Consider the following 23,401-nt stretch of genomic DNA (forward strand, 5'->3'; position numbering starts at 1 on the left):
TCAGGGGTTGGAATATACTGTTCAGTTATCAAGGTCCTGTGTCTCGCTGCGTTAGCGACAACTTCTATAGGATATCATAGCCGCCGCTTCCTGTCAACCATTTTTTTCTTTTTCTTCCACAGCGTTTTCTCGCATTTGCGGTTCTATCCGCCGTGGAGTTTTAATATATCATACCAAAATATGGTTTGTCAAGGGCAATCCCTGGTAAATTTTACACAGATTTTTCACTTGAAAAATAGACATTTTTACCCCCCTGAAAGACAGTCCACATATACCTGTGGCGCAGCTTCTATTCTATACAATCTATTGTGGTCAGAACGTCTTTCCAACGACCATCATCAGAAGCCTGATCAAGATATTTTTATGATACAACATACTCAAAAAAGCGTTATTCTCAATTTGCCCCAGCACATTTTGTCCAAAAGCGGTCGCCGTGAACGGAATCAGCAACAAAAATAAAATCTCCAGCAGCAAAAGTCCTTTTACGATTCCCAGAAGCGCCCCGGCAAAATGATTGATTCCATGTATAATAGGAAGTCTGTCTACTACATTAAATACCAGCATCAGAATCTGAAGCGCGAAGAACACAATCATGAACGTAACAATATATCCGATGATATTCAGACATATGTTGCTTATAAAGCTTCCTATATAATCTGTGAACTGATTCACGCCCAATTCCTTGTATATCGCGGAATTATTATTTTCTTCCAAAGAATTTCTAAGGCTCTCCGGTATCGGCAGGCTCTCTATGACCTTGCTTTGCTGCGCCGTAGAAAGGTTTTCGTTCACCTGCTCCAAAAGCTCATCAAGTCCAACTCCTTTAGGCAGCGTGGTCCCCGCCGGAAGGACCGTACCTGCCGGAAGGACTGTACCGTTGGGCAGCTGAATGTCCATAGGAAGCGTAATATCCTTTTCCAGCGTCACACTGTCTCCGTCCGCATTTATTCCCAAGTCTTGTTCCTCGGTGATCATTCCTGCTACTTTTCCTTCAATCCACTCGTCCAGCTTCGTATTGCTGCGTAAAAAACCAGTGACAAGCGGATTCAACGCCATTACGATGATACCTGATAAAATCAGGGCCACCAAAGACAGACTGCTTTTAAAGAATCCCCGAAGACCTCCCACTATTATGCTCATGATCAAAATTATTATCGTTACTATAAAAACCAGATTAATATCCATCGCGCCTTCCTATTTCAGATTATGCCCCAAGCTCTTACGTGGAACAAAGAACTCCGTCATATAGTATTCTCCGCCTGCAATATAAGCCTTTATCCTCATAAGACAAACTTTTCAATGGCCAAGGCCACTCCATCTTCATCATTGGACAAAGTGACCGTATCCGCCGATTCCTTTACTATGGAAGAGGCATTTTCCATAGCCACCCCCATTCCGGCCGCTTTCAGCATAGAAATATCATTTTCACCGTCGCCAAAAGCCATGACCTGCTCTCTTTCCAAACGCAGGTGATACGCCAGCGCAGATAATCCGCTGCCCTTTGTAGCCTCCAGGTGGTTGATTTCAAGATTATTACCAATGGAAGAGGTCACCGTCAGATAAGAAAAACGTTTCAGAGCTTCCCTCGCCTCTATGCGGCTGCATTCTCTTTCCTGTTTAAAGAACACGTTAAATTTTTCAACGCTGTTTCGCGCGTCCGCCACATAAGAGCGCATTCCCTCTGTAGGGACTCTGGTGGAACGAATCAAAAAGCTTCTGGATTCATCCGGCATGAAATCCTCTATATGCCAGTAATATTCAGGCTCCATCCTTGCAATGCCGTCAATGCAGGCATCCTGCATGGTTTGATAGCCGGAGATAAAATCCCATACCTCTTCCGCCTGGTCTCTGGAAAAAACCTTCTTGAATATCGCTCTCTGTTCCTTTAAATCCCATACCACGGCTCCATTCACAGTTATGGCATAACGAACAAACGGCAGGTCCCGCACCTCCGGTGCGAGACCTGTCACGCTTCGTCCCGTAGCTGGTACAATATGAATCCCCCTGGCCGAAGCCCTGGTGAGCACATCCAAGGTACGCTTTGTCAGCCGCTTGTCCGTGGTCAGCAGTGTTCCGTCCAGATCCAACGCTATCAGCCGAATACTCATAGTCCACCTTACAAATTCTTAAAATATTGTTCTTTTAAAATCAAATAGCCTTTTTTATCATATTTCGAGCCAAAAAGCCCCTTCAGCCCTCTATGCTCTGCCTTATCAATTGCTTCATCCACCAGAGCTTTTGCTTCCTGCTCCGACAGCGGAATGCCATCATTTCTCATCCGTTCCGCCAGCGCATAGATGGCCAAGCCCGCCATCTCATCAATAATACATTCTTCTTCCTCCGCATATGCATTGACGCTGGTCACAAAATCGTCCACGCTCATCTGTTCTTCGTCTTCCAGATAAACACACAGCTTGTCTAATTCCAGATTTTGAACCAGCAGCTTATCAATCCGTTCCGGAGAATCAACCAGCACAAGTACCATGGAAACAAACGGCTTCTTTAATTCTCTGACAAGCTCTTTGACCGCGGATCCCGTCAGGTCCGCTGCATTATCTACGATCAGATCCCTTCCAGCCAGCCGGGTGAATGTATTATGAATCCCTTTAGCACTCAGTTTCGCCCCTGAAATCTTAGCCACTTGAGTGGCAGGCACTCCCAATATCTCGTGGGTCTTTTTCAACTTTTCCACTGCCAGAGGAATCCTGCCTTCGCCAGGCTCCTCCTCCACAACTACACATGTTATCTGCTTCTCATCTATTTCTTCTTCTTCCAGCTCTTCTTCCGGCGTTTCAAATACTTCTTCCGCCTTCTCATCCGCTTCTGCCGGAGCCTTGTCTTCTTCCTGTCCCTCGTCTTCCGCGGCCGAATCAGCATCGACAGCCTTCGTTTCCGGAATCATCTCATCTGCCTTGTCCTCAGCCGGGATTTCTTCATTCTGTCCGTTTTCCTCAGATTCGCTCGACTCCGCATCTGGAATTTTCCCAGCTTCGTCTTTCTCTTCGGCAGCATCCTCTGCAGGGGTTTCCTCTGCTGCCTTAGGCTCTTCTTCCACTACTTCCGCGTCTATTTTTTTATCCGCTTCCTCTTCCGGAATCTCCAAATCCATCTCTTCTGCTTCATCTTCTTGTTCTGAATCAGCAAAAACGGAAGCAGCAAGTGCTGCGGAAACTTCATTCAAAAACTCTGTTGTCTGTGTGATTTCCGGCTTTGAGCTTTTAAGCTCTTTTGTCTGAGCCAGAATTTCTTTTGTATCTTGCCCAGCTGTTTCCTCAGCCTGAGGCATTTCTTCCGCCGCAGCTCTTACGGACTGCGCCAGATCCGCCTCCATGTCCTGAAACTGTGCGTTCTGCAAAAGCACATCGGATGTGATCCCCACTTCTTCGTCAACGGAAGCTTCTTCTGTCGCCTCAGGTTCATCCGTCATTGCGGCTTCCTTAAGCCCTTCGTCCTTCAAGGTAGGCTCCTCCCCCAGGAGGCCGGAATCCAGCGTTTCCTGAGAGTACTTTTCTTCGAATTCCCGTTCCACGGCTTTAATACGTTCTTCAAATTTCTTTTTATTTACAAGCTTCTCCTGCTGAGACGGAGTAAGCGGCTCATACTGCATTTTCAATTCCAGAGCTTTGTCCACATAAGGCCCTACGCTGAACCACAAAATGATTTCATTGCACAGCTGCACGCAGTCCTTGGACCTGCCTGCTTTATGATATAGGTAAGCCAGCTCGTAAGCCCACTTTTCTTCAAACTCATTTTTGCGGTAAAGTTCCAGAATGGTGATCAGCTTTTCCAAAGGTTCCCCTCTGGAGGACTCAATCTGATAAGCTAGAATCAGCTTGCTGATATCATTGGGAGCTATTTCCTGGAATTCTTCAAAAAAGTCTTCTGCTTCATCCAGATTGCCTGACTTAACGCAAAGCTCCGTCAATTTATACAGCATACGGCGCCCCACCGGAACGCGTTCATATGCAATCAGAAGAACGTTTTTTGCCTCGGCATAATTTTTGACCTTCTCATAGATCTGGGAAACAAGCGTCAGCATTTTTATGTTTTTAACGCGCCGCCAATCAATCGTATCCGCAATCTTCGCCGCAGTCACATAATCCTTTTTTTCAGCATGCTTTTTAATCTTATCTTCTTTGATACTTAATTCATATTTATCCACGGTATCACCTCAAAAATAATTGATAACCTATACGTGTGCACTCTAAGTTTAACATACTCGATTTTTCTTGTCAAAAACAACAGTAAAAAAAGGGTACTTTTCGTACCCTTTTTTATATTTTATATATTAAATTGTATTGAACTTCTTTTTCTTTCACTATCCAAGTCCGGCAACATCTCCTGTCATCTCTAATGGATTTTTATTTACAGGCTCTTGTCTGCCAGCTTTTTAAGCTTCAATCGAAGGAAACATGTGATATCCTGTTCGCCTTTTTCAAATTGTATATAGCCTATGTCCTTAACGTCAACTTCCTATCCTTTGACGCTTCATCTCCATTACCTACATGCATTCTGATTTTTATTTTAATTTCATTTACGATGAAAACTCTATGATTCTCATATACGCTATCACATCTGATCCGAAGCTCTTCTTCGATCTGTACATTTTCATATACTTAATTCGGATACTTACGATATTATTTATATATTCTCTATATAATGAAGGCGGTTCCAACAGGATTTATCTTTCATCATATGAGAACCATATTGAGTTTTCAATCGTGAGACTTCAGTGTCCAGCGGAATCTCCTCCTTCCCATTTTCCTGTCCACAATCCCTCTCAACTTCGATTGACGACCTTACACGAATTCTGAACCTCTCCATCTTGCAGCTTATGGATTTCTTTTATTCCTGTAATACGTCCCTGTTGTTTCGAAGAAGCTTTTTTTATCATCCATCGGCCGGTTCTGTCTAATTTTGATTGATATTCCTATGCAATCGCCACTGACTCCTTACTTCCTCTGTACTGATTTTACCAAATCAGATTCCTTTACATCTGATCTGTTTTCCCGAATCCTTTCTCGTCAGATTCTTCTATGGGCTTCTCTTGTTGTGAGGATTTGTTATTTGTTTATTTGTTGTAACTGTATAATAGCACACTCGATTTTGATTGTCAAGCGGTTTTTTTAGTTTTTTTATTTTATTTTTACCAATTAATTGATATAAATGTTATATTATTCAAAATTAACTGTAATTTCAAAAATGTTGCATACAGAAGATGAAATAGCTATAATAACAATGAGGAAAATATAGGCAAAGGGGTTTTTCATATGATAAAAAAAGCGTTCCGGGCGGCGTTTCCTTTAACGCTGCCTGTTTTCATGGGTTATTTATTTCTGGGTATCGCTTTCGGTGTTCTTCTGAGCAGCGAGGGCTTTCATGTAGGATGGGCTATTTTCATGAGCGTGATCATTTATGCCGGCTCTATGCAGTTCGTTGCCATAGAGCTTCTGACGCTTCCTTTTAATTTTTTGTCCACGCTTCTCATTACACTTATGGTCAATGCCCGGCATTTATTCTACGGGCTTTCCATGCTGGATAAGTTCAAAGATTCCGGTAAGCTGAAGCCCTACATGATCTTCTCTCTTACGGATGAGACATTTTCTCTCCTTTGTTCGGCCAATCCACCGGACGGAGTCAGCAAAAAATGGTTTTTCTTTTTCATTGCAGTCCTGAATCACTTTTATTGGATTCTGGGCGGCGTAATCGGAAACGCAGCGGGAAACCTGATTCCCTTTAACTCCAAAGGAATCGATTTCGCTATGACCGCCCTTTTTATTGTAATATTTGTAGATCAATGGGAAAACAGTAACAATCATCTGCCGGCCGTCCTGGGAATCGTCATTACCGCCGCCTGCAGACTGCTTTTCGGCACCAGCTGGTTCATACCCGCAGCTATGCTCTGTCTGCTCTTTTCTTTAACTATGCTCAGAAGGAGGGAATCCGCATGATATCCGTGATCCTTACGATCCTTACTGTCGCCGCAGTCACTTTTTTGACCAGGCTGCTCCCGTTCCTTCTGTTCCCCGCCAATAAAGAAACGCCGGCCTTTGTTTCTTATGCAGGCCGCGTTCTGCCCTATGCCATTATCGGCATGCTGATCGTCTATTGTTTCAAGGATATCCGATTTTATGCATGGCCCTTCGGCATACCGGAACTTCTGGCCAGCGCCTTCGTCGTCCTGATACATAAATGGAAGCATAACCTTCTCTTCAGCATCGGCGGGGGAACTCTTTTATACATGATTCTGGTACAGGCTGTATTCGTTTAGCAGACATTTCCCATCATATAAAAAAGAATCCCGCGGCGCAGGATTCTTTTTATTATTCTCATATATGCCGGACGGTCACAGCTCCGTCCTCCCCTCCAGAGCCCGGAGCAAGGTCACTTCATCAATATACTCCAGATCACCGCCCACCGGTACGCCGCTCGCTATCCTGGTCACTTTAATGCCCGTCGGCTTGATCAGCTTACTTAAATACATAGCTGTCGTCTCCCCCTCCAGGCTTGAATTCGTAGCGATGATCACCTCTGATATATCTCCCTGGAGCCTGGTCATCAGTTCCTTCAGCCGGATATCCGCCGGACCAATCCCCAATGCCGGGGATATCGCTCCATGCAGCACATGATATACACCTTCGTAACGTCCGGTCTTTTCATACGCCGCCAGATCCCTGGTACTTTCCACTACCATTATAGTGCCATGATCCCGTTTATCGCTGGCGCAAATAGGGCACAGCTCATTATCCGTCAGAGTAAAACACTCACGGCAGTACCGTACTCCTCGCTTTGCTTCCACCAAAACCTCTGCCAGACGCTTCACCCGTTCTTCCGGCATGTTTACAATATGAAAAGCGAGACGCTGGGCAGACTTGGCCCCTATGCCGGGCAGCCTGGACAGCTCTTCAATTAACGCTGTGATCTTACTGCTGTAATAATCCATCAGAAGGGGAAGCCTCCGCCAAGGCCGCCAGTCAGGCCGGACATGTTTGCCGAAGAAGCCTCTTCCATCTGCCGGAGCGCCTCATTGGTGGCCGCCATGATCAGATCCTGAAGCATCTCGATATCTTCCGGATCCACAACTTCTTCCGCCAGCTTCACGGATGTGATCTCCTTTTTGCCGGACACGGTCACCTCTACCGCCCCGCCTCCAGCAGATGCGGTAAATTCTTTCGTCTCAAATTCCTTCTGTGCATCTTCCATCTGCCTCTGCATTCTCTGTGCCTGCTTCATCAGATTGTTCATGTTTCCAGGCATGCCGCCCGGAAATCCTCCACGTTTTGCCATGTGAGAACTCCTCCTTATTATCCTGAATCTTTTATCATTCTAACTATTTTCCGTTATGATGTCCATATGAATTTTTGATTTTAACTCTTCTTCGCTGACATACTGCGTATCCGCAGATTCTCCTTCGGCCAGCAGTCTGGCGCGAAACTCCATTTCTTTCTGATAGTTCGCCCGTACATAATCTGCCAGCTGCTCCAGAACCTGTTCCCTTCCGCCGATCAGATAAAATGTTTCATCACGAAATCCCAGCATGATAGCACTATCACCAAAGGGTTCCACAACCGCTTCAGAGAGCGCCGGTCTGATAGACGCTCCCAGCTCCTTGAGAATACGGCCCCATTGCTCCCTGATAAGCTGCAGATCTTCGTACTGTGCTTTGGGAAGAGCCACCACCTTTTTTTGTCCCTTGTCCCCGGCGCCGCCCGGCCCCGACGGCGAACTCCCCGCATTTACAGTCTCAATGCGTTCGCCCCGCTGTCCGCTTCCGGTCTGGAGCGCGCCCTCGGGAATCAGAAAATCCCCCTTATCCAGGCGTTTCTCCAGTTCCTTCACTCTTTGTAACAGGGAATCCATATTTTCTTCCATCTGAGGCCTGGTAAGCTTTATTACCGCCAGTTCCAAAAGCACTCGTTTGCCGGATGAATACCGCATCTGGCTGGAAAGCTCTGAAAATATCCGAATATAGCGCATCAGGGTCTCACTGTCTACAAGCTTTGTCTCTTCCTTCAGCCTTTTGATATCCTCAGCCGTCATATCCAGCACGTCTTCTTCACCATCTGTGGCTTCCAGAAGCAGAAGATTTCTCATATACCAGGTAAACTCCAGTACAAACTGAGTCAATTCCCTCCCCTGGATCACCAGCTCTTCCACCAGGCGGATGCTTTCTGCCGTGTTTCCCGATGCGACTGCCCTCAATAATCCGCTGAACACCTCATTATCCACGGCGCCCAGCACTTCAAGCACTTTTTCATAGGTTAGCTTCTGTCCGTAATAAAATGCCACACACTGGTCAAACAGGCTGATGGCATCTCGCATGGAGCCGTCTCCTTTTTTCGCAATATAGCGGACAGCCTTTTCTTCTGCCTCTATTTGTTCCGCCGCGGCCATTTCAATCAGGCGCGCAGCAATCGTTTCTCCGGAGATTCTCCGGAAATCATACCGTTGGCATCGCGATAAAACGGTGACAGGAATTTTATGGACTTCCGTGGTCGCCAATATGAAGATCACATAAGACGGCGGTTCTTCCAATGTCTTAAGCAGCGCGTTAAACGCGCCCGTGGACAGCATATGCACCTCGTCAATGATATAGACTCTGTATTTTCCTTCCGCCGGGGAATACTGAACCTCATCCCGTATTTCCCGTATATTGTCCACACCATTGTTGGAAGCCGCATCGATCTCCACCACATTAACGGAATTTCCGGCTGCTATGGTTCTGCAGGTATCGCATTCACAGCACGGATTCCCATCCATCGGGTGCTCACAGTTGACCGCCTTTGCCAATATCTTCGCTATGGAAGTCTTTCCTGTGCCTCTGGTGCCGCAGAACAAATACGCATGCCCGATCCTTCCTGTCTTGATCTGATTTTTCAATGTGGTGACAATATGATCCTGTCCTTTGACATCATCAAAGGTCCCGGGCCGCCATTTCCGATATAACGCCGTATATGCCATGACTCTTACTGCCTTTCTCTGTCTGTCCTGTTTCCCAATCCTTCCGTGCGGAATATTCCGCAAAGGCGGAAGAGAAAAGGGGACGGGTCACGGACCCGCCCTGCCTGTATCTCATAACATCAATTACTTTCCGGCCGGTTCGTCCGCCGGTTCATCGCCAAAGCTTATGCCCAAAAGCCGTGCCTCTTCAATGATCGATGCCTCAGGATCCACCATTTTCAGGCGGCCTGCCACTTCGTCAAGAGGCGTTTTTGAAATCTCACGGCTTTTTACCGCCACCATATATCCATACTCTTTGTCACGGATCATCTTAGCCGCGGCAGCTCCCAACCGGGAAGACAAGACCCTGTCATAGGCACAGGGCGCACCGCCCCGCTGCATATGCCCCGGCACCGTCACACGGACTTCCAAACCTGTACGTTCTTCAATCTGGGCCCCTATTTCATATGACACGGACGGATAGACCAGATTCGTTTCCTTCTTTTTTTTCAGCTCTTTTTTACTGAGCCCCGCATCTTGTTTGGAAATAGCTCCTTCCGCCACCGCTATGATGGAAAAATCTTTTCCTGCCTTTTCTCTTTTCTTTAACGCCGCCACGATGGAATCAATATCGTATGGAATCTCCGGTATCAGAATAATGTCCGCCCCGCCTGCCATGCCGGCATTCAGAGTCAGCCATCCGACCCGATGGCCCATGACCTCTACAATGAACACACGGCTGTGGGAGGCGGCCGTAGTGTGGATACAATCGATCGCGTTGGTCGCAATATCGACCGCGCTCTGGAATCCAAAAGTCATGTCGGTTCCCCAAAGGTCATTATCTATGGTTTTCGGAAGGCCTATAACATTAAGACCTTCCTCACGAAGCAGATTTGCCGTCTTCTGACTTCCGTTCCCGCCCAGGACCACAAGACATTCCAAACGGAGCTTCTTATAGGTGTGTTTCATCGCTTCCACTTTGTCCAGATCGTTTTCATCATGGACACGCATCAGTTTAAACGGCTGTCTGGAGGTGCCAAGAATCGTACCTCCCTCCGTCAGGATGCCGGAAAAATCCTCCGGCTGCATAATGCGGTAATTCATATAGATCAAACCCTTATAGCCATCCTCAAAACCGATGATCTCCACATCGTCATACATCTCATACAGAGCTTTTGCCACACCGCGCATGGTCGCATTCAGACTCTGGCAGTCACCTCCACTGGTCAACATGCCGATTCTCATCATAAAACCGCCTCCCTCTGCTCATATTTTCATAACCGCCGCATTCTATTACATATCCGAAAACGAAAATAAAACTCAACACTATTATATAATAAACAAAGGCCCGGGGCAAGCCCCAAGCCTAAAACTATAAATTCTTTCCGCAGCAGGCCGGCGGTCTTTGAAAGTTTTCCATGGATGTTTTTTAGGCCGTTCCATGATATAATAGCTTCAATATCCAAATCACTTTGAACAGGAGGCAATTTTATGATCAATACTTTTTGCAAAAGACCGCTCTGGGATGTCAGCGGTACCCTGGCCGCTGTGGCTGGGGGCAGCTTACCGGCTGATATGGTCCTCATCCATGCGAGATTAATCAACGTCTGCACCCATGAAATAATGGAAGACGTTTCTGTGGCAGTCTCCTGCGGACGTATCGCCCTCGTAGGGGACGCCTCACATTGCATCGGCCCGGAGACCACAGTCATAAACGCCGACGGGCAATATCTCTCGCCGGGCTTCCTGGACGGCCATATACATGTTGAATCCTCCATGATGGGCGTCGGTGAATATGCCCGTTCCGTCATCCCTCATGGTACTGTCGGTATCTACATGGATCCCCATGAAATCTGCAACGTGCTGGGACTCGACGGTGTGAAATGTATGCTGGAGGACGCCTCCAGAACGCCTCTCAAAGCAATGCTGACCACTCCCTCCTGCGTCCCCGCAGTCCCGGGCTTTGAGGACACCGGCTCTTTCATAGGACCAGAGGAAGTCGCGGAAACCATGAACTGGGAGGAATGCGTCGGACTGGGAGAAATGATGAATTTTCCGGGAATTCTTTCTTCCTCTGAACATACCCATGGAATCACGGGCTCCACTTTGAAAGCGGGCAAAATCGTCACTGGCCATTATTCCATGCCAGAGACTGGAAAAGGGCTGAACGCTTATATCGCATCCGGCGTCCGCTGCTGCCATGAATCCACCAGGGCAGAGGACGCGCTGGCAAAAATGCGTCTGGGCATGTACGCCATGTTCCGTGAAGGGTCCGCGTGGCATGATCTAAAAGAAGTGGCGAAAAGCATCACAGAACACAAGATTGATACCCGCTTCGCCACTCTGATCTCCGATGACACCCACCCACACACGCTTCTTTCCAAAGGTCATCTTGATCACATTGTGCGCCGCGCCGTAGAAGAAGGAATCGACGTCATGACCGCCATCCAGATGGTGACCATCAACTGTGCCCAATGCTTCCAGATGGATCATGATCTCGGAAGCATAACACCTGGCAAGTGCGCAGATATGGTCCTGATGGAAGATCTGGAAGGATTAAAGGTCTCCAAGGTATGGATTGACGGTGAGCTGGCGGCGGAAAATGGAGCCATGCTGAAAAATTTTGCTCCCTATTCCTACCCCGAATGGGCCACTCATTCCATGCATATCAAGGATTCTATTACAGCGGAAACCTTCCGGATACCGGCCAAGTCCGGGCGGACCGAGGTGCGGGCGATTGAGATCATTCCTGCAAAGGTCGGCTCCTGCGAACGCCACATCACTCTGGAATCTAAGAACGGATTTCTGGAATCCGACCCGGCCCAGGATGTTCTTAAGACTGTCGTGTTCGAACGTCATCACAATACTGGCACAAAGGGATTTGGCTTTGTTAAAGGCTTTGGCATCACCTGCGGTGCCATGGCCTCTACCGTAGCCCATGACGCACATAACCTGCTGGTCATCGGTACAAATGATGAAGACATGGCCCTGGCTGCCAATACCCTGATCCAGTGCGGCGGCGGCATGACTGCCGTTCAAAACGGACAGGTTCTGGGTACTGTTCCCCTCCCCATCGCCGGACTGATGAATGACAAACCGGTGGAAGAGATGAGCCATATGGTAGAAAGCCTGGAGCGCGCCTGGGAAAAGATCGGCTGCTCCATGCCTTCTCCGTTCATGACTATGGCTCTGATCCCCCTGGCCTGCCTGCCTGAGCTCAGGCTCACCAACCGGGGCCTGGTAGACTGCGTCAGCTTCCGGTCTGTGCCTTTGGAAATATAAAATAACAAAACAATAATAAAAAAGGAATTTCTTTTCTGGCTGACGCCGGTCTGGAAATTCCTTTTTGCATTCTTTTGTTTTATTTTAATCCGCACATCCTGCTTCGAAAAACGCACCACAAACGGTACCTCTACAGCCAGCTCGGTCCAGGCAGCCTCACGGCACACAAGATATCCTGTTTAGTGCTGCTCCATTCCTGGCCTGACACGGTTCACAGGGTCTTGTTGCGTAAGACCCAGACTTCAACGCCGCTTATAAAGGGCAGCTTCACAGTTTGTAATCCTCGGCAGGATATCACCCCTGCTATAGCGGATTGCAGGTACAGGACACCGCTAACTCCCCGGCTGTGCGGAAATTTTATGACAAAGTCATACTTAAACAGTATACCGTGAGAACGAATATTTGTCAAATGCTTTCATCGTCTGTACATGCGGCCAAGGACTTCTCGATCACTGCAAGAACCGCCTCATGAACGGCATGATCAAAGCCCAGCTTGTGAAGCATAAAAACCCCCTCTATCGCTGCGCCTCCCGGCAAACATACCTGGTCCGCCAGCGCAAGGGGATGGACGGCACTTTTCAGCAGCATTTCAGCGCTCCCCAAAACAGACTGAGCAGCTATCTCCAAGGCTGTCTGCTTTGGCATTCCATTCTTCAAGGCGGCTTCAGCCACTGCGTTAATATAGATATAAGTAAACGCGGGAACCGCACTGCCGATACAGCCAAAAATCCCGGCAAATCTTTCTTCTGTTTCCATGTATGTTCCGATTCCTTCGAGAATCTTTGCCACAAATAGTTTTTGTTCTTCTGTCACTTTATCATTGAAACACATCCCAGTAACAGAAGCGCTCACTTTCGCGTTTATGTTCGGTATGATCCTCGCAACGGCTGAATTTGGAAACCATTTCTCCATAGACGCAAGTCTCTTTCCCTCCACCAACGATATGATGAGCTTTCCGTCCGCTTTTTTAAGCCTTTCTGCGGCGAAAGCCAATTCTCCGGGCATTACGGCCAAGACAAGGACATCACTGTTTTCCGCCGTCTCCTCAAAGGATCCGCACACCTTAAGACCACACAATTCCGCCAATGTCTCTGCCCTTTCCCTGTGAAGATCATAGCCGAAAAGCTTCAAATCTGCTGTCCCCCGGCAGTTAATCCCTTTAATAATGGCCAAGGCCACGCTTCCTATTCCGACAAAACCGATCTTCATACCTCCAGCCTCCTGTCTACACCGACAATGCAACAATACCCGAAATACAGACAATGGCTCCGATAACCTCTGCCGCCCTGATCTTTTCCCTGAGCACAAATACCGTAAAAATAAGGATCATGACCGGGGACACCGATGTTATGGCCGACGAAATCCCCGCGGGGATATAATTAAGCGAATGCAGGGTCAGGGTAGTCCCGACGGCACATCCGCAGATACCTCCGATCATTACCAGTCCCAGTTCCTTTGGATATTTCAGTGCCTGGCCTGCCGCCGCACGTCTTTTCCCCACCAGCATCACGACAAAAAATCCCCCGATACCGGCAATAATCCGCACCTGACTGGCCGCCAAAGAGCCACCGGCCGTCTCGATCAGCCGCAGTCCCTGGCTGCTGAGAAGTACGCCTCCCGCCTGCCCCAGCATTCCCAGCACCGCAAAAGCCACGCCGAGGGCCGTCTGTTTTCGCTGGCCCGCGCCTTCCGCCTGCCGTCTTCTTGCCAGCAATACGATACACAGCCCCATCGTTATCAATAAAATGCCGGCCCAGTCCACAGGCTGCAGAATCTGTCCATATAATTCCCAGGCCGCCAGAGAGGTCACAATGGGACTGGAATAAAAAATCATCATTGATATGCGGTAGGGCAGATACAGAAAGGAGGAAAAATAGAAAAAGTCTCCAAATACAAATCCTATCAGACCGGAAAGGCTCAGATAAAGCCATGCCCTCGGACTCACTCCCGCAAGGCTGACCGTCCCATACATCATCAGACGTATCACCGCCACGCATATCAGCGCTGTCATTGTTTTCAGGAAATTGACCGTAAAGATATTTATCTTTTTTCCCGCCGCGTTAAAACAGGTACAGGTCACCGCATCGCTGAGAGCGACTCCGAGCGCGCACAATTCTCCAATTATATGTCCGTGCATCTTAAATATTCAGCTTACTCATAAACATATCCAGGCGGTTAAGTCCTTCTATAATGGTCTCATCAGATACGGCAAAGGACATACGGACGTATCCCTCTCCATATTCGCCGAAAGCATCTCCTGGAATCACTACCAGACCGGCCTCGTCAATCAGGCGATTACAAAACTCATCGGAACTCATATTGGCCCCTTTTACATTTGCAAAAGCATAGAAGGTTCCCTTAGGAGCCACACAGCTGATTCCTTTTATGGCATTAAGACCGTCAACAATCATTCTGCGCCGTCTTGTATATTCTCCCAGCATAAAATCAACGACCGTCTGATCCCCTGTCAGCGCCTCAACAGCGCCCCACTGGGCGGGAACATTTGTACAGGAAGCCTCCAGTTCATGCAGCTTATTGCAGTATTTGATAATCCTTGCACTTGACATAACATAACCGACACGCCAGCCAGTCATGGCATAAGACTTGGAAAAGCTGTTGACCGTAATGGTCCTTTCCTTCATTCCCGGCAGAGAAGCCAGACTTACATGCTCGTTCCCGTCATATACCAGTTTCTCATATACTTCGTCCGACATAACATAAAAATCGCGCTCTTTTGCCAAAGCTGCAATTTCCTTCAGAAGCTGCAGATCAGCCATGCCGCCTGTCGGATTACAGGGAGTATTGAGAATCAGCAGCTTTGTCCTTGGCGTCACTGCCTTCCTCAGGTTTTCAATATTATACATGAACCCATCCTCTTCGAGCATCGGAACGACCACTGGCGCCGCGTGCAGCAGCTTGACCAAGGACGGATACGGCGACCAGTAGGGGCCTGGGACAAGCACCTCATCTCCCGGCTCTATGATTGCCTGCATCGACAGCCAAATCGCCTCTGTGCCTCCGTTCGCAACCATGATTTCTGTCTGAGGATCATAATATATATGATTGTCTCTCTGCATTTTATCCGAAATTGCTTTCCGAAGTTCATAAATCCCTGCATTTGTAACATAATGCGTATGTCCCGCCTCCAGCGCCTTTTCCGCGGCGGTGACAATGTTGGGGGCCGTATCAAAATTAGGTTCACCCAGTACAAATTTTACAAGCCCCTCTTTTCCGTCCACTTTATTAAATACTGTTCTGATCTTAGAATTAGGAGCCGCCAAAACATACGGATTTAAGCTAGTAGCCATTGTGCTTACCTCTTTCTTTTTAATAATTAAATCAGCATCCCAGGTATGCTGCACGGATTGCGGGATCATGCAGCAGATTCTTTGCGCTGCCCTCCTTGACGATAGTGCCTGTTTCCAGAACGTATGCCCTGTCCGCATTTTTAAGGGCAATATTTGCGTTCTGCTCCACCAATAAAATTGTTGTCCCCCGTTTGTTAATGCGTTTGATGACCTCAAAGATCTCCTCTACCACAAGCGGCGCCAGTCCCATGGAAGGCTCATCCAGCAGCATGGTCTTTCCATGGGTCATGATTCCCCGGGCAATTGCCAGCATCTGCTGCTCCCCGCCGGAAAGTGTTCCGCCAAGCTGTCCTGATCTTTCCTTAAGGCGGGGAAAAATGTCAAAGCAGTCCTCCAGATCCGCCTTGATCTCTCCGGTATCCTTGCGGAGATGAGCCCCCATTACCAGGTTATCGTATACGGTCAGATTCGAAAAAATCCTCCGTCCCTCGGGAATATGTACAATCCCCTTCTCTACGATCTTATGAGCCGGCAGCTTTGTAAGATCGGCGCCGCCGTACAGGATCGAGCCTTCTTTTGCCTTTTCCAGCCCGGAAATCGCACGGAGCATGGTTGTCTTTCCCGCACCGTTCGCTCCGATCAATGTCACAATTTCGCCCTCGTGCACTTCAAAGCTGACGCCTCTGACGGCATTAACGCTGCCATATGATACATGGAGATTCTGGATCGATAAATCACTCATCCTCGTCTGCTCCTCCTTTCCCGAGATACGCTTCAATTACCTTGGGATTGCCCTGGATCTCTTCCGGCGTCCCTTCCGCAATGGTCTCTCCGAAATCCAGTACAAAGATTCTGTCCGCGATCTTCATTACCATGCTCATGTGGTGCTCGATCAGCAGGATTGAGACGTCATACATTTTCCGTACCTTTGCGATGATACCCATGACCTCCTCAATCTCTGTCGGATTCATGCCGGCCGCCGGTTCGTCTAAGAGCAGGATTTTAGGCTTCCCCGCCAGCGCACGGATAATTTCCAATTTCCTCTGCTCGCCATAGGGCAGATTCTTCGCCTGAAGTCCTGCTACATCCTCCATCTCAAACAGCTTAAGAAGTTCCATAGCTTCCTCATTGATCTGCTTTTCGGCCAGCTTATACTTTTTCGTTCGGAACAGCGCCTCAAAAAAGGAATATTTTGCTTCCCGCTTCATTGCGATCCGTATGTTTTCCATTACGCTCAGGCTGCTGAACAGCCGGATATTCTGGAAGGTTCTGGACAGCCCCATTTCATTGATCTCATAGGGCATTTTTCCGACCATGGAGATATCATCCAGCGCCAATTCCCCCTCCGTAGGCAGATACATCCCCGTGAGCATATTAAAGGTCGTTGTCTTACCTGCTCCATTGGGGCCGATGATGGCCACCAATTCCCCGGATTCCATTGTGAGGTTGAAATCCTTTACAGCCTGTAAGCCTCCAAAGCGTATCCCCAGATGCTTTGCTTCCAGCTTGCTCATGACTTCGCCTCCTCTTTTTTTCTTCTAAGCCTCCGGCGTATCCATTTCCTCAGTTTGGAATCTGTCGCCTCGATGGTCTCCAAATTCAAGAATTTGAATTCCCTTCCGCCAAACAGCCCGTAGGGCTTCCAGATAATAATGTAGAGCAGGAGCAGCGCGTAAATAACGAGGCGCCAATCATTCAAAAATCTCAGAAGCTCCGGCAGGATCGTCAGTACTACCGCACCAAAAATGGAACCGCTGATGGTTCCTACACCGCCCGCATACAGGTAAACGATATAATCGGTGGACTTTGCGGCGGAGAAATTATCCGGCTGGATGAACTGAATCAAATGCGCGTAGAGGCCGCCGGCCACTCCTGCCATGAACGCCGCAAACACAAAGGCCAGCACCTTATAATTCCGGCAGTTGACACCCATCGCCTCCGCGGCTATATCATTTTCCCTGACCGCAAGGCAGCTGCGCCCAAAAGAGGACTTGATAAAGTTCCGGCTGGCATATATGGCGATCAGAAGGATGATAAACACCCAGGTAAAATTTGTTAATTTAGGAATACCGCTGAATCCCAGAGCACCGCCCGTATAATCTACCACCCGCCATACCGCACGGATGATCTCTCCAAAACCCAGTGTGACGATGGCGAGATAGTCGCCTTTTACTTTCAGCGTGGGCATGGCGATGATAAAACCAAAGACCGCCGCGATGATTCCTCCTGCTACGACAGCCGCCAGCAGAATCAGGTTGTCCGTAAGCGCTGTTCTCTCCAGCACCTGAAAGGCCAGCCTTGAAACAATCGCGCTTATGTAAGCTCCTATGGACATAAAACCCGCATGCCCCATGGAAAACTGTCCCGTGATTCCGATGACCAGATTCAGACTGATCGTCATGATAACATTAATGCCGGCAATGGTGATCACCTGAAACAGATAAGCGTTGATGAGGCCCATTTTATTCAGGCCTACAATGACCAAGTAAATAAGCAGAAATATAAAATATTCCGGCTTAAATATTTTTCGTACTGTTTTCATCCTGTTCCTCCTATACCTTTTCTCTGGCAGCCTTGCCGCCCAGCAAGCCTGTCGGTTTGTAGAGAAGAACCAGGATCAGGATAACAAAGCACAGGCCATAAGAAATGCTTGCCGCAAAGGATTGTAAAAACACCTCCATAATACCGATGATCAAGCCTCCCAGCATGGCTCCCTTAATGCTGCCGATTCCTCCGATAACGGCTGAAATAAACGCTTTATTTCCGATTGTACCTGCCATATACACATAGATGGTCGGATACAGGCTTCCGTACAAAATACCGCAGATGGCGGCCAAAGCCGCTCCCAGAGAAAACGTAATGGAAATAACCCGGTTTACGTTGATTCCCATAAGCGAAGAAGCATCTTTGTCCACAGATACTGCCTGCATCTGTTTCCCAAATCCCGTATGGTAGCACAGCCGCTGCATAAACAGAAGCAGCAGAGCCGCGATCGCGATCACAATGATCTGAACCGATGAGATCTGATATCCTCCTATATTTATATTTACCTTAGGCAGCAGGGTTGGAAAATTTTTTGGCAGCGCTCCAACTCCGGGCAGGCAGCGCATTAAATTCTCAATAAAAAGCTGAACGCCGATCGCCGCCACCAGAGAAGCCACGGTCGTTCTGCCCCGCAGTGGTTTATATGCAAAGCGCTCTATTACAAAACCTACTCCCGCGCCGAAAAGCAGCGTTGCGATCATGATTAACGGAACAAGTATAGCCATGCTGCCGGTGCCGCCAAACCATTGAAACAGAAAATACGCCGCGAAAGCGCCAAGCATCATTAAATCTGCATGTGCCAGATTGATCATTCTAATGATACCAAAAACTAGTGTATAACCCATCGCCAGCAGCGCGTACAAGCTGCCCAGCTGCAAGCCGTAAATTAAAAGCTGAAACACATGGCCCATAAACATCACCCCTAATAGACATAGACATTTTTTAAGTTAGGTGCCGGCACGAATGCCGGCTCCTAACCTAATCAACAGGAATCCTTCCGTTATGTATGATAAAGCCTTTCCCTACGGCTGAACGCTAGTCACATAGTGTCCGACGCCGTCTTCATATTTCATGATGACCGCCGCTTTGTTGGGGTTGCCTCCCTCGTCAAAGGTAACTCTTCCGGAGGGGAGATCAAGGTCTGTGGCAGCGATATTGTCGCGGAGCTCTTCCTCACTGAAGGAAGTGAGATTTTCCAGACCGTTAATGACAATCTTCAGAGCCTCATACGCCAGGGTTGCATGCGCCGCGGGCTTATAACCGTTTACCTCTTCAAATTCCTTCACCCAGGCCTGTGCCACTTCATTATCGCTTTCTGCGCTAAAACAGGAAATATAGTAGGAGCCTTCCAGCGCCTCTGCGCCGGCCGTTTCGGGAACTGTTGTAACATCCCAGGAGTCGGGCCCCATCATGGTAGCGGTGATTCCCATGGCATCCGCCTGCTGGATCTGAAGCGGAATCTCGCTGGCCTGATTGGGCAGCCATAAGAGATCGGGCGTCTTTGCGTTAATATTGGATAGCTGTGCATTGAAATCCTTTACATCTGAGCCGGCATAGGTCTCCACTGCCACGACCTCGCCGCCAAGGGCTTCAAAATTTTCCTTAAAGGATTCCATCAGACCCGTTGCATAGGCATCCGCGTTGGAATAGAGAACGGCTGCCGTTTTTGCGCCCAGCTCATTGTAAGCATAGTTCGCTGCCACTTGGCCCTGGAAAGGATCTATGTAACAAGCGCGGAAAATATAGTCGCCAATCTGAGTAACCTTTTCATTCGTCGCAAAGGTGGAGATGACCGGAATTCCCGCTTCCTGTGCCAGGGGCGCTCCCGCCAGAGTCAGGGAGCTCTCATCAGGACCGACGATCGCCACGGCGTTCAGGTCATTGATACACTTGGAGTAAGCATTGGCAGTCACATCGGCCTTGGAATCCGTATCCACAAACTCTACATTTACTTTGACCTGCTTGCCCATGATGGTGATGCAGCCGTCCGTTGCCTCAAGCTCCTTCTGGATCACCGCCCAGGCATCCTTTTTGTACTGGCCGGCCTGCGCATTCTCACCGGACATGCTCGCCACAAAACCAATGGTGATTTCATCGGGCACCTGGGAATTATCTTCCGAAGCGGCTTTCGTCTCTCCGCTCTGGGTTTCCGTTCCCTTTGCATCCGCAGGCTTTTCCTCTTTTTTACCGCAGCCGGCAAACATACCAATCGTCATTGCAGCAGCCAGCAGAAGCGCACACATTTTCTTCATTGTTTCTTCCTCCTTTTTAATTGTTGTTATTTTGTATGACATATGACATAGTACAATATTATCAGCTTTATTTGCCTTTGTCAATCTTGATTCCAACATTTTGTACATTTAAGCCTCCTGAATATACAGATTACAGGACATTTTACCCAAAATAGAGAATGCCGCCGCAAGCCATTCTTTTTTGAATTCTGGCTGCGGCGGCATTCGATCATTCTATATGTACCAAATGTAAATTACAGCTTTCCCTGTTTTTTCAAAATAGCAAGGGTTACCTCCATCTCCGCATCGGTCGCCGGAGCCAAGGGGCCTCTCGCCGGCCCCAGCTTCACGCCTGTCACCGCTTCGATAGCCGGACGGAGAATGGAATTGGGCAAAATCCTTCCGTTCTGCCCAGTACTCTTGCAAAACTCATACATGGGCATGAAGATTTCCTTCGCCTTCTCGTTCTCTCCCTTTTCAAAAGCCTCGAAAATCGCGCGAATCTCATGGCCGTAAATATGAGCCCCGCCGCTCACAATGCCCATAGCGCCCTGAACGATCGTGGGAAGCAGCATAACATCGTCTCCGTTGTAAATGGCAAAGTCGGAATCGATATCCTTTGTCGCAAGGAAGAAATCTGTGACCTGGGTGGGATTTACGCCCGCCTCATCCTTTACGCCCACGATATTTTCAATGGCCGCCAGACGGCCAACGGTAGCAGGCTCCAGATTGATGCCAACAAAAATCGGGATATTATATAACAGTATATCGGCCTTTGTACTCTCAGCAATCCTCCTATAGTGTTCGTAAACTCCCTCCTGGGTGGGCTTATTGTAGAACGGGCATACAATAAGACAAAGCCCAATTCCAAGCTCCTCCGCTTTTTTCGTAAGGGCAATGGTCTCCTTTGTGGAGGCGCAGCCCGTTCCGGCGATAACGGGCTTTCTGCCCGCAGCCGCTTTCACCGCGGTCTCGAACAGCTTCACGCGCTCGTCAAAGGTCAGCAGGGAAGCTTCGCCTGTCGTCCCGGTCACAATCAAAGAATCACAAACATCTTTTTCAATCACATAATCAATCAGCTCTGCATATTTTCCATAATCGATTTCTTCATTCTCATTGTAGGGAGTAATGAGCGGAAGTAAAATCTTTCCATACTTTTTAACTACACTATTCATTTCTTTTCATTCCTTTCTTTCATAAACTATACATTGAATTGGTTTGGTATATTGTATGATGTCATATATCGTATGTTATATGGTTTCTATTTTTTTGTCAAGCGTTTTTTAGAACAAAGATTTTTAAACTCCTTTACAATTATTAAATTTTCTTTTATAATACCCTGTAATATCGTATGACATCATATAATAATTTATAGGAGTGTGTGCATGAAAGAAATCCAGAAAATATCCATTACCGATATGGCCGCTGAAAGTATCAAGGAACTGATTACCAGCGGAAAATATATTCCCGGCCAGAAGCTTCCTACAGAAGCCAGCTTCTGCCAAATGCTGGGTGTCAGCCGCACCAGTATCCGGGAAGCGCTCCGTGTCCTGCAGGCACTGGGCTTTGTGACCATTAAGCCTGGAAAAGGTACCTTTGTCTCTAAGCAGGAACTCCCTCTGGCATCTGGCAGTAACTGGTACGATACCGAGGACGCCAAATTTTCCGACTTTATGGAAGTACGTTTCGCCATCGAGCCTCTGGCCGTGCGCCTCTCTGTAAAACGCGTTACTCCAAAAGAAGTGGCAGACCTGGCGGAAATCCATCAGTCTTTTTTAAACGCAAACAAAACCCATGACATGGCAAAGCTGATTATGCTGGATGAGCTCTTTCATACAAAAATCATGTCCTATACGAAGAATCCGCTTTTGATAAATATCAATAAACAACTTTTAAACTGTTTCCGCGTCTACCGCGGCGAATCCTTTACCAGCGATCAAGTATATAACAACGCTGTACAGCCTCATGGACGGATCCTTCAGTGTTTTTACAGAAAAGATCCGGAAAATGCTGTGCTGGAAATGCAGAGACATCTGGAAATAACGGACTCCGATATGAAACGAATCCACAAAAAACATACGAAGCTAAAATCCTCTATTGACATTGCTGGTGAACCATGATATTGTGTTTGTATGATTGTATGATGTCGTATAATATTGACAAGGAGGGAGCAGCATGTACGCAAAAAAATTAGAGGGTATTATCCCTCCGATTATTACCCCCTTTGATGAAAAGGGAAATATCGATGAAGTATTGATTGCGAAAGAGATGAAGCTGGCGGTCGACTCCGGCGTTCATGGTCTGAGCGTCAGCGGAAGTACAGGCGAAGGGCCTACTTTAAGAGACGAGGAGTTGAAAACTCTTATCACCATTGCAAAAGATTATGTAAAGGAAGAACAGCCAATCGTCTGCGGAATCATGCGTACCTGCACAAGAGATGCCGTAAGAGCGGGCCTTGCCGCCAAGGATGCCGGAGCAGACGCCTTAATGGTGACCCCCACTGCTTACAACGTTCTTGTACCGGACGAAGAAGGTATGTTTGATTTTTACAGCACCATTTCCAAAGAGTGCCAAATGCCCATTATCATTTATAATGTGGTCCCGCAGAATACGGTCACTCCTCAGCTTTTCAAGCGGCTGATTGAAAACACAGAATATGTCCGCGGCATAAAGCAGAGTGTAGGAGGCGTTTCTGCCCTGTATGCCATGAAAATGATGTGCGGCAGCAAAGCCAAGGTATATGCCGCAACCGACGATATGCTTTACACCTGCTATGATCTGGGGGCTGACGGCGCCATCTCCGCAATCCTCGCAGTATTTCCTAAGCTGTGTGTAGAAATGTGGGAGTGTTCCCAAAGCGGCAATAAGGCCCGCGCGCTGGATATCCAGAATCAGCTTTATTACCGCTGGCAGGCCATAACCGGAAATCAGTTCCCTATTCGGTTAAAATATGCCTTAAAGCTCATGGGCCGCGAACCGGGTTTCTGCCGGAGTCCGATCACCCATCTGTCAGAGGAAGAAAAACGTCAGATTGAAAGGGCTTTTTCTTAAATATCCGCCGCGTGAAGAATTTATTTAAAAAGAGCTTTTTCATGA

The 23,401-nt window shown here is 48.0% G+C and carries 21 protein-coding genes and 1 other RNA gene; 5 read left to right on the forward strand and 17 right to left on the reverse strand.

Translation table 11 applies throughout. The features are described 5' to 3' along the window. Positions 1-312: 312 nt before the first annotated feature. The 3 genes from LQE92_RS12625 to LQE92_RS12635 all read right to left on the reverse strand — a co-directional run bounded on the left by LQE92_RS12625 (position 313) and on the right by LQE92_RS12635 (position 4,162). Positions 313-1,185 (reverse strand): CvpA family protein, encoded by an 873-nt coding sequence (locus LQE92_RS12625; RefSeq protein WP_231063314.1) that lies wholly within the window; start codon positions 1,183-1,185, stop codon positions 313-315. A 95-nt stretch (positions 1,186-1,280) separates the two neighbouring features. Next, a complete protein-coding gene (locus LQE92_RS12630) occupies positions 1,281-2,108 on the reverse strand; it encodes a Cof-type HAD-IIB family hydrolase (protein WP_231063315.1) in 828 nt (275 codons plus the stop codon). Between the two features lie 8 nt (positions 2,109-2,116). After that, entirely contained in the window at positions 2,117-4,162 is a 2,046-nt protein-coding gene (locus tag LQE92_RS12635) for a tetratricopeptide repeat protein (RefSeq protein WP_231063316.1), read from the reverse strand. 1,108 nt (positions 4,163-5,270) lie between these two features. On the opposite strand from LQE92_RS12635, the gene LQE92_RS12640 reads away from it, so the two are divergent. Together LQE92_RS12640 and LQE92_RS12645 are read left to right on the forward strand one after the other, a co-directional pair. After that, positions 5,271-5,951: an AzlC family ABC transporter permease gene (locus tag LQE92_RS12640; protein WP_231063317.1), complete on the forward strand. Its 681-nt coding sequence runs from the start codon at positions 5,271-5,273 to the stop codon at positions 5,949-5,951. Further along, the gene (locus LQE92_RS12645) at positions 5,948-6,271 is read left to right on the forward strand and encodes a branched-chain amino acid transporter permease (RefSeq protein ID WP_231063318.1); all 324 of its coding nucleotides are present in this window, start codon (positions 5,948-5,950) and stop codon (positions 6,269-6,271) included. Before LQE92_RS12640 ends, LQE92_RS12645 begins: the two co-directional genes overlap by 4 nt. A gap of 75 nt (positions 6,272-6,346) precedes the next feature. On the opposite strand, the gene recR is transcribed toward LQE92_RS12645, so the two are convergent. The 4 genes from recR to LQE92_RS12665 all read right to left on the reverse strand — a co-directional run bounded on the left by recR (position 6,347) and on the right by LQE92_RS12665 (position 10,188). Further along, the gene (gene recR / locus LQE92_RS12650; RefSeq protein ID WP_231063319.1) at positions 6,347-6,943 is read right to left on the reverse strand and encodes a recombination mediator RecR; all 597 of its coding nucleotides are present in this window, start codon (positions 6,941-6,943) and stop codon (positions 6,347-6,349) included. Next, a complete protein-coding gene (locus LQE92_RS12655) occupies positions 6,943-7,287 on the reverse strand; it encodes a YbaB/EbfC family nucleoid-associated protein (protein ID WP_231063320.1) in 345 nt (114 codons plus the stop codon). The genes recR and LQE92_RS12655 overlap by 1 nt, the downstream gene beginning before the upstream one ends. Positions 7,288-7,326: 39 nt before the next feature. Then, on the reverse strand, positions 7,327-8,961 hold the full coding sequence (gene dnaX / locus LQE92_RS12660) for a DNA polymerase III subunit gamma/tau (RefSeq protein ID WP_231063321.1): 1,635 nt from the start codon (positions 8,959-8,961) through the stop codon (positions 7,327-7,329). 123 nt (positions 8,962-9,084) lie between these two features. Beyond that, positions 9,085-10,188, reverse strand: coding sequence for a 6-phosphofructokinase (locus tag LQE92_RS12665; protein ID WP_147597712.1), 1,104 nt, complete (start codon positions 10,186-10,188; stop codon positions 9,085-9,087). Between the two features lie 243 nt (positions 10,189-10,431). Here LQE92_RS12665 and ade point away from each other — a divergent pair, with 243 nt between their 5' ends. Further along, a complete protein-coding gene (gene ade, locus LQE92_RS12670) occupies positions 10,432-12,222 on the forward strand; it encodes an adenine deaminase (protein ID WP_231063322.1) in 1,791 nt (596 codons plus the stop codon). Between the two features lie 89 nt (positions 12,223-12,311). Here ade and ffs read toward each other — a convergent pair. The 10 genes from ffs to dapA form a co-directional block, all read right to left on the reverse strand. After that, an RNA gene (gene ffs / locus LQE92_RS12675) (signal recognition particle sRNA large type) lies at positions 12,312-12,574 on the reverse strand. A gap of 53 nt (positions 12,575-12,627) precedes the next feature. Next, on the reverse strand, positions 12,628-13,431 hold the full coding sequence (locus tag LQE92_RS12680; protein ID WP_231063323.1) for a pyrroline-5-carboxylate reductase family protein: 804 nt from the start codon (positions 13,429-13,431) through the stop codon (positions 12,628-12,630). 16 nt (positions 13,432-13,447) lie between these two features. After that, the gene (locus LQE92_RS12685; protein WP_231063324.1) at positions 13,448-14,359 is read right to left on the reverse strand and encodes a DMT family transporter; all 912 of its coding nucleotides are present in this window, start codon (positions 14,357-14,359) and stop codon (positions 13,448-13,450) included. Position 14,360: 1 nt separating this feature from the next. Next, the gene (locus LQE92_RS12690; RefSeq protein WP_231063325.1) at positions 14,361-15,530 is read right to left on the reverse strand and encodes a pyridoxal phosphate-dependent aminotransferase; all 1,170 of its coding nucleotides are present in this window, start codon (positions 15,528-15,530) and stop codon (positions 14,361-14,363) included. 31 nt (positions 15,531-15,561) lie between these two features. After that, a complete protein-coding gene (locus LQE92_RS12695; protein WP_231063326.1) occupies positions 15,562-16,272 on the reverse strand; it encodes an ABC transporter ATP-binding protein in 711 nt (236 codons plus the stop codon). Continuing rightward, positions 16,265-17,044, reverse strand: coding sequence for an ABC transporter ATP-binding protein (locus tag LQE92_RS12700; protein ID WP_231063327.1), 780 nt, complete (start codon positions 17,042-17,044; stop codon positions 16,265-16,267). The genes LQE92_RS12695 and LQE92_RS12700 overlap by 8 nt, the downstream gene beginning before the upstream one ends. Next, complete coding sequence (locus tag LQE92_RS12705) at positions 17,041-18,072, reverse strand: branched-chain amino acid ABC transporter permease (protein ID WP_231063328.1); 1,032 nt, start codon at positions 18,070-18,072, stop codon at positions 17,041-17,043. Before LQE92_RS12705 ends, LQE92_RS12700 begins: the two co-directional genes overlap by 4 nt. Before the next feature lie 10 nt (positions 18,073-18,082). Further along, complete coding sequence (locus tag LQE92_RS12710; protein ID WP_231063329.1) at positions 18,083-18,985, reverse strand: branched-chain amino acid ABC transporter permease; 903 nt, start codon at positions 18,983-18,985, stop codon at positions 18,083-18,085. 111 nt (positions 18,986-19,096) lie between these two features. Continuing rightward, positions 19,097-20,326 (reverse strand): ABC transporter substrate-binding protein, encoded by a 1,230-nt coding sequence (locus LQE92_RS12715; protein ID WP_231063330.1) that lies wholly within the window; start codon positions 20,324-20,326, stop codon positions 19,097-19,099. Between the two features lie 233 nt (positions 20,327-20,559). Continuing rightward, positions 20,560-21,480, reverse strand: coding sequence for a 4-hydroxy-tetrahydrodipicolinate synthase (dapA, locus tag LQE92_RS12720; RefSeq protein WP_231063331.1), 921 nt, complete (start codon positions 21,478-21,480; stop codon positions 20,560-20,562). 210 nt (positions 21,481-21,690) lie between these two features. On the opposite strand from dapA, the gene LQE92_RS12725 reads away from it, so the two are divergent. Both LQE92_RS12725 and LQE92_RS12730 read left to right on the forward strand, forming a co-directional pair. Continuing rightward, positions 21,691-22,425, forward strand: a complete 735-nt coding sequence (locus tag LQE92_RS12725) for a FadR/GntR family transcriptional regulator (RefSeq protein WP_231063332.1) — start codon at positions 21,691-21,693, stop codon at positions 22,423-22,425. Between the two features lie 55 nt (positions 22,426-22,480). Beyond that, the gene (locus tag LQE92_RS12730) at positions 22,481-23,356 is read left to right on the forward strand and encodes a dihydrodipicolinate synthase family protein (protein ID WP_231063333.1); all 876 of its coding nucleotides are present in this window, start codon (positions 22,481-22,483) and stop codon (positions 23,354-23,356) included. Positions 23,357-23,401 lie beyond the last annotated feature (45 nt).

The sequence above is a fragment of the Lientehia hominis genome (assembly GCF_021044755.1).
In the GTDB taxonomy this organism is placed as follows: domain Bacteria; phylum Bacillota; class Clostridia; order Lachnospirales; family Lachnospiraceae; genus Lientehia; species Lientehia hominis.